The organism is Breznakia sp. PFB1-19 (genome assembly GCF_029893935.1).
Classification (GTDB): Bacteria; Bacillota_I; Bacilli_A; order Erysipelotrichales; family Erysipelotrichaceae; genus Breznakia; species Breznakia blatticola.
In genome coordinates, this window is record NZ_JARXXJ010000058.1 from 1 (window position 1) to 1,064 (window position 1,064).

The window sequence follows — 1,064 nt, forward strand, 5'->3', positions numbered from 1 at the left end:
GTTTGATATTACCATCATTGTCACGATACTTAAGCAGCGTGTTATAGGTTGAAATACAGGCACATTTTGCATCACGTGTTTCAAAGATGCGATAAGAAGAGATAATCTTCTTAGTAGGATCTGAGAAGAAGAAAACGTAATTGTTTTTGCCTTGTACTTTAACGTATGTTTCATCAGCTGTGATAGTAGATGTGAGTTCATAAGGATAGTAATCAACCATCGGTTGCACAAGTTTGGCAACGCTTTGAGCATAGTTGATAATGGTTTGATGAGAAATCCGTAAGCCATGTACTTCTTGCAGGATAAGCGAAGTTTTCCTAGAGGATAAGCCATAGTTGATGTAGTAAGTTAAAGCCAAACCTAGAACCTGTTGGTCATAGTGTATTTTATTCAAATTGACCTTTGTTTCAAGGTTGATTGAAGCATCAGCGAGCGTATTCATATCGAATTTAAATTCACGATATGTATAACGAAGACGATATCCACCAGATGATATTTTAAGATGTTCAGCTTTGCCTTCGCGCTTCAATTTTCGATTGTCTTTATAGTGAGAACACTTCTTGTTGATGCAAGAGTATACAAGATAACCACTACGATCGTGACGCATGTCAAGTTTGCACTTGCAGTGCGGACAATAGATTCCAGCGGTATCACGTGGAGTGATTTTAGGAGTGAAAGTTTTTTTGCAAGCTTTGCACTTATGCTGATTCTTGCCGTTATTAAGGTAGAGATATTCATTAGGTGCACCACAATGTGGACAACATCCTTTGTAAGCTAGCGTTGGACGGTTACGCACGGGAGTAAGCTCTTTACCTTCATCAGCTATTTGTTGGTAGATGTCAGTGAAAGAAAGTTGCACTGGCTCAATTTCTTTAGCCTTGATGATAGGTGGAAGTTCTTCCACCATGAAGTCTGCATACGGAATCATTTTCTCTTGCTTTGATTTTTGTTTATTCAATGCTTTCTTTAGAACAGGAAGCATAGGTTTTAGCAGTTCGTTCAGTTCATTTACACTAGACGATGCTTTCTCTAGTGAGCTTTGAAAAGAAGAAGAGGAAAAGAAG

1 protein-coding gene is annotated in these 1,064 nt (G+C 38.3%); it reads right to left on the minus strand.

Translation table 11 applies throughout. The features are described from left to right. Positions 1 to 1,064: transposase (locus M2098_RS11545; RefSeq protein WP_280697932.1), on the minus strand; the 1,064-nt coding region annotated here is incomplete at both ends.